General features: G+C 39.4%; 6 protein-coding genes. 1 reads left to right on the forward strand and 5 read right to left on the reverse strand.

Translation table 11 applies throughout. The features are described from left to right. Positions 1-162: 162 nt before the first annotated feature. The 4 genes from NST39_RS19870 to NST39_RS19885 all read right to left on the reverse strand — a co-directional run bounded on the left by NST39_RS19870 (position 163) and on the right by NST39_RS19885 (position 4173). Entirely contained in the window at positions 163-1275 is a 1113-nt protein-coding gene (locus NST39_RS19870) for a Rap family tetratricopeptide repeat protein (RefSeq protein WP_341030029.1), read from the reverse strand. A gap of 423 nt (positions 1276-1698) precedes the next feature. Then, a complete protein-coding gene (locus NST39_RS19875) occupies positions 1699-1878 on the reverse strand; it encodes a hypothetical protein (RefSeq protein WP_341030030.1) in 180 nt (59 codons plus the stop codon). Between the two features lie 226 nt (positions 1879-2104). Then, a complete protein-coding gene (gene mobV / locus NST39_RS19880) occupies positions 2105-3370 on the reverse strand; it encodes a MobV family relaxase (RefSeq protein WP_341030032.1) in 1266 nt (421 codons plus the stop codon). 485 nt (positions 3371-3855) lie between these two features. Next, positions 3856-4173 (reverse strand): hypothetical protein, encoded by a 318-nt coding sequence (locus NST39_RS19885; protein ID WP_135033084.1) that lies wholly within the window; start codon positions 4171-4173, stop codon positions 3856-3858. 69 nt (positions 4174-4242) lie between these two features. Between NST39_RS19885 and NST39_RS19890 the strand changes: the two genes are divergently transcribed. Beyond that, on the forward strand, positions 4243-4797 hold the full coding sequence (locus tag NST39_RS19890) for a hypothetical protein (protein WP_341030034.1): 555 nt from the start codon (positions 4243-4245) through the stop codon (positions 4795-4797). A gap of 37 nt (positions 4798-4834) precedes the next feature. Here the strand turns inward: NST39_RS19890 and NST39_RS19895 are convergent, their stop codons facing one another. After that, a complete protein-coding gene (locus tag NST39_RS19895) occupies positions 4835-5872 on the reverse strand; it encodes a protein rep (protein WP_341030035.1) in 1038 nt (345 codons plus the stop codon). Between the last annotated feature and the right edge of the window lie 301 nt (positions 5873-6173).

Below are 6173 nucleotides of genomic sequence, written 5' to 3' on the forward strand. Positions count from 1 at the left end.
TGATTTTTTGACCATGCTGCGCAACAAAAAAACAGACCTTAAAGGTCTGTCATCTTTCATGTACCTAATCGAATAGCCAACTCCATAGCAGTCTCTACATGATTCACATATGAACCACCAACCAACATCATGATCGCAAGACTAGCCAAAACAAAGCTCTTTTTAATGCTCATACAAACAGTCGCCCCTTCGAATTTGTTTTTGAGCGTACACCATTTGCTGATACAAATATACAGAATTCTCCATACGCCCACGTTCAGTATAAAATTCTGCGGACTCTAATGCCAGTTCTTCCAAATATGGATAACCCCTAATATTGTCAAAGCGTTTCAGTATATCCTTGATACCTTCAAGACTAAGTGGCTTTGTATATAGATTTACAAGAAAATCATACAAAGATTCGAATAATTGATCAGGGTTTAATTTCAAATAATCGATGCCTCGTTGCAAATATTCCTTCGCCATTTCATCGTTACCCAATTTGAAATGAATAAGAGCCTGCTGATAAAGGACTGCTCGTATATGAGAATGACCTTTCAAATAAATTTCAGCTTCCTCCAGATGATCTAATGCCAACTGATATTTTTCCAAACTAGAATAACAGTGACCCAAGTTCATCAAACTTATACCAATCATCAATTCATCCTTAATCGCATGTGATTTTTCTAATGCTTTTTCTAAATGCGGGAGAGACTTTTCAGAACTGTTAAGATCAATATAATTACCAGAAACAACAAAACGAGACTGAATTTCTCGTACAAGATATGTCGGGTGTGCCTTATATGTATCAAGAGCCAACATGATGTAATACATAGACATTTGAGTTTGCTTCATGTGATAGAAAATCTCTGCCATCTTGAAATAAAACTCTGCTCTTTCAACTTCATCCGCGACCCGGTCTAAACGTTTTTCTGCTTGTCTATAAAAAGTAATCGCAGTAATATAGTCACCTTGCGAGAACTCAAACATCCCTCTGAAAAAATTAAAGTAGTACTCCAGGATTCCAGTAAACTTTCGTCCCTGCCCTTCCACTGAACGCAGGTACTCCGCTTTGTTCACTTTCCTTGCTCCTAGATTCATGTATTCAAGCATTTGTTCGTGGCGGAATTCCATAAGCTGAAAATAAAGAACAGCTTGCTCATCTTCCTCCATGACATCTAAATCCCTTCTGATCTCGCTCCGAAGCATTTCCGCATCTGTTACATTCAGCCTTTTGATTTGTTGATACCACTCGTTAATCTTCTGACCGATCTCCGCTGAAGATACAGCTGCCATTTATCCATCCCCCTCAATTTTTGCCGTTTTATGTTAAATCCTAGCATATGAAATACGTCTAAAACCCTGTTGCGTTCCAATTTTGAAAATTTTCGGCATCTCGCAAACAAATTTTCAGATTGATTTCAGCAGACAAAACGAAAAAACGCATTTAAAGCCCTTATAAGCGTTTTTGACTCATTACCCTATTTGAATTACCTGAACAAAAATAAAAGCGCTCAGAATCGAATCTGAACGCTCTCAACGGCATTTTTGAAATGCACGACATGTTTTTTTATACGTTTTATTTTCATCTTCCGTACTACCCCCCTGTTAGCATGGGGGGGTTCCCGTTTGGCTCTCGGTGCTTCGCTTTTCGTTGCCACTCGACGACTGTCGTCGTCTTACGCTACGCACCTTCGCCAAACAATTGTTGGAACTCTATTATATCACTTTATAAGCCAATTCAAGGGCTCTTCTCTCATACTCCTCATCTGTGATCTGACCAGATACATGCTCCCATATCAATTCTTCCTCTTCAGCTGTAAGATAAATTCCTTCAATGGCGTGTGTAGCTTTGGCATATATCATACCTTTTTCAAACTCACTTTTGGTCATTTTCATCATCGAACCGCCTTTCTTGGGCTCTGCCCAAACCCGCCAACGCTAGCACGTTGGATCGCAAATATTCAAACCCCCTACCCCCGATCTTCGGGGGATGCCCCTTCGGCTGGCGCAAACAAACGGGGTTTGTTTGAATCAATAGGCTTTGGGTTTAGTGAATGAGTCAACTCCTTAATGCTCACTACGTTCCGCTTACCGTTGACTCATGCCATATTTAGATCATGACCTATCGTTCCATCTCATGATCTTGATTTCGATTTTTCTTTGGTGCATTCTGTTTTTTCTCATTTTCTTCACTGATAAATTTGTTTGCTCCTGGCGCTTCATCCCTATGATCAAAGTATTTTTCAGTGATTTTCAAGTTCATTTTATTGAGAATATGAGCTTTTGCATAACCGAGCAAAGCTCTATACTCTTTTTGCTTTTCTCCGAAAAAGGTCAAGAAAGCACTGATTGAACGCTTTAAAAAGCGATTCTCTGTTTCAAGTTCTTTCTTTTCAGCTTTCAAAGTCCTATTCTCGCTTTTCAAACGATCATTCTCTTTAGACAATTCTTTTGTTCGGTTGCGTTCACGTTTCAACTCATTTTCTAAACTATTATTATCCCTTCGAAACACATCGCCCGCTTTAGCAAGGCTTTTCACCTGCTCAAAATCTTCTCTGCTCAGTTGAACAGTTTTAGTCAAGAAACCCTTCTCTTTCACTCGTTCTTCGATCTGATCAACCGCCTGCGCTTCAAATGCTGTCTTTTTCAAATCATCCAATCGACCCGAAATCTGATCTACTGCCTGTTCCATCTCTATTTTTTTTAGACTTACTGCTTTAAGCTCCTCTTTATCCGCTTCTAACTTAAACTTGTGAATTTCAAGATATTTTTTATCTGAAGGCTCGCCCCGTTGCAAGCCAAACTTTTCGTTATGCTTCCCGATCGCTTCCTGCAGCTGCTTCATTTCAACTTTGTTGAAAATCTGCTTCGCAGATAGCTTTTTCTCCTTCGTGATCGGCACGAGCCCCACGTGCATGTGGGGTGTCGTTTCATCCTTATGTACTGACGCATACATCACGTTTTCTTTTCCGTAACGCTCCTGGATAAATTCCAGATTGGATTTGAAGAATTCCCTTTCGCTCTCTGGAGACAGCTTTTCGAAGAATTCGGGACTTGCCGAGATCATGAACGAACAGCACCTAACCGCATCTTTCCGAATGGCACGTTTCGTCTCCACGTTCTTCTCGATATGTTCGTTGATCATTGCCTTATAATCGACTCGTTTATCATGCAATAAATCATAATTCAGATGCGCCCGATTTCGATCAATATCGGGGTTCGTATGGCTCTCTTTTTCTCTCTGATTATGAATCTGTTGACCCTTCAAATCCGCATTTTTGAACTTCCGCATATTACAAATAATGAATGCCATTTTTCCCTTCACGACCTTCCCACCGGCAACAACTTTCTCTTTCAATTTTACCACATTCTCCGGCGACACTTCCATGTAAAGTATAGCCCGCTATACTTTACTCCGTAAAGTGCGGTCTCTGCCGAGGGCTACGACAGTCGCTTTCGCTCCTTCTGATCAGCTCCGCTGATTGGAAAAATCGCCGAAGAAGTCGGCTATTATTTTTCCTAAATTCAAGACCTCGGACGCTGTCCGAACCAGTCGGGGAAATCTTCCCCGAACCCCATAAAAAAGAAGCAGGCTTTAATCGCCTACTTCTTCTTCAAACCACACTGCAAAGAGCATCAAACCACAAATAATCATTGCCCCTAAATCCATCACATGAATTTCAATGGTCATCATGTTCACCTCCACAGTGAACGGATTCTACCACAGAAATTTTCATCAAAACGAAGCTCTAAAAAATAAAAAAAATGATTGCGGTCACCGCAACCAAAAAAGAAATTTTTTGGAATATCTTCCTATGTAAAAAATAGGTGATAGGATGGAAATATACTTACGCAGGGAGGGATTCATGCCTATTAAAAATCACCGGTCTCTAGTTTGTTATTCAATAAATCATAGTCATCTTTATCAAAAGAAATTGTCACTCTATCCAACCGATCTCCACCAGGATACAAGGTAAGCTGTTGATCAAATTTTATTCCAAGAGGTGAGACTGTTTGATGGATCAGATTTAAAATCTTAAAACATTCCAAGTCTACTCCTTCTTTCAATTGATTTTTGAGATTGATAAGAATCAAGTTTTCGACTTGTTCAAACCTTGGTTTACGAGTAGATATACCCTGATCTTCACAGAGTCTTTTCAACAAATTTTTATAGTGATCTTTTTGTGCCACAAAAACACCTCATCCTTAATTAATATTTGAATAATCAGCTAAAATTCAGAAAAGAAAGAGAGAGAGAATATGAAAAAATTTACTTTATCATTACTCATTATGATGCTCACTTTTGTTTTAGCCAACCCTGCTTTTGCGAACGAATCATACGATCAAAAACTAGACTCTCTAAAAGGTGAAGTTGTCTATAAAGACGATGAAATTACGGTAACAAGCTTTGGAAATGACCAAGAAATTTCAGACCTCATCTTCAATCACCCAAACAGTGTAGTAGCCGGAGATGAAAACGAAAACATCATTAAACCATTGGCATCAGCAATAGGTATGGGAGGACGAGCAAGTATAGTCGCAGGTACATCTGGAAGAGTCGTATATTGGTCTGTTAACCCTAACACAAAATGGCCATACAATTTTATGGGTACTGTAAAATTAAGATATCATTCTGGATTCAAACGTGACGCCCCTATAGGAGGAATGGGAGGATTAGGATCAACAGTCGCTGGTAAAGTAACTATGAATAAAAATAACGGTGGCGTTGCATATCTTAGGGGAACAGCTTACGCATTAAATGGCTCTAGATACAGTGTTTTGCCAAGAGTTCTCGAATCATTCAGACCTAACTAATTCATAAAAAAAGCAGACCCATGATTGGTCTGCTTTTCTATGTGATTATGTAATTCTTGATGCCTACATGCCAACGTGCCATGACCTCAAACGTTTCATTGGCTACGTCATCGTCATCTTCTTCAATTCTGACAAGATCCCCGTCTTCAGCATCCGTCAAATTCAGTTCCTTATGAATCTCTTTCAAGATCCCGCCGTACCCGATTAAACGCTTGGCACTTAATGCATCATCCAAATAATAGACCGTATCCAAATTTTCCTCGGTCACTTCATTCCCACGTATGACATCCGTATCCTTGACTGGATACTTCGAGATTTCAAGAATCGCCTTTTGTTCTTCCATCTCCTTACGCACTTCTTGTTCAATTGCTTCCGCATCAATTCCCTTTTTCCCTTTGACCCGCTGCACGTGCACAATTGGTGTGTAATCCAATTTCATGGCACGCTTCCAAAGGCTTGTCCATTCTTTTTGATTAATATAGTTTTTACCAAAGTAACCAGTACGAACAGGAATCAACACATGAAAATGCGGATGATATGTATTTTCTTCATGATTTTTTGTAATCTCTAAAGCTCTGAAAAAACCAAGTGTTCCAGTTTTCACTTTTTTATATTGAAACAGCTTTCTAAAGCCTTGCATCATATCAGTAATCATTTGTTTTAAATCATCGCCCTCAACGTTTTTTACTGTCAACGTGAGGAATATCCACGCAGGCTTATACTGCCTGTTCGCTTCTTCCACGATCAATTTATTGTGACTTGCAATCTTTAACGACCTTCGCCACGCACACATAGGGCATAACCTCACTTTACAAAAATAGGCTTGATATAATCGTAGTCTGCCCGTTTCTTTGTCTCTCCTAAACGCAAGACATTCCGCACAATCACATACTTTCTCTGCCTTTTTTCCGTAGTAAGGCGCACCGGTACGCTTTTCCAAAGCCTTATAATGCTCAGACATCAACGTAGATTTTCGCTTTTTTCCTCTCCAATCCCGCTTTTTACCTGTTGCGGTTTTGTCCTCAAGGATGGTATAATTCGAATTGGAATCAACAAAATTACATGTATTACACATAAAAAAACCCTTTCTGACGCTAGTTCTCTAGCACTCTATTATTTTGGTTGGCACTTTAATAATAGCAGATGGGGTTTTTCACTGTCAAATTACCCTTGAAGCCTTGACAGGACTGAATTTATCGTGATTTTTCAAAATGACAATGTTTCTATATGTATCAAGATAAGAAAAGACACGATTCTGACTCCGTCAAAATCGCCCAAAAAGCTGGCGAAACCGCCATCTTTTTAAAAGATCAAAACCCAAAAACCTAAAAGACCAAAGACTAAACCAAATTTCCCCGCAGGGGGAGATTTTTTTT

This window comes from Bacillus sp. FSL W8-0645, from assembly GCF_038007905.1.
GTDB lineage: Bacteria > Bacillota > Bacilli > Bacillales > Bacillaceae > Bacillus > Bacillus pumilus.